The organism is Pseudomonas sp. SIMBA_068 (assembly GCF_046534705.1).
GTDB lineage: Bacteria > Pseudomonadota > Gammaproteobacteria > Pseudomonadales > Pseudomonadaceae > Aquipseudomonas > Aquipseudomonas putida.
In genome coordinates, this window is record NZ_JAWRYI010000698.1 from 1 (window position 1) to 265 (window position 265).

A 265-nucleotide genomic window follows, 5' to 3' on the forward strand; every position below is an offset into this window, starting at 1 on the left:
CGCCACAGAGGCACTTAACTCAGAAGGAACCTTAAAAAATACACTTAATAAAAAAGCCACAAAAGTTGCATTTACAATACCTAGACTGCAAGTACCTAGTATGAGTAATAGATTTTTACGTACATGAATAAACTGCTGATACAAAGGTAGCGCTAATGCGACTATGGCGGGCTCTAAAAGCCAGCTTAGTAGCTGGCTATGATGGGCAAACTTGGAGTAAGGCAGGTTTAAGTTAATCAATAACAAAGCAATAATGGCAATACTT

The 265-nt window shown here is 38.1% G+C and carries 1 protein-coding gene; it reads right to left on the bottom strand.

The window, feature by feature from the left end; all coding sequences use genetic code 11:
• Positions 1 to 265 (bottom strand): LrgB family protein (locus SB756_RS31035; protein ID WP_410913364.1); only part of this gene is annotated, 265 nt, incomplete at both ends.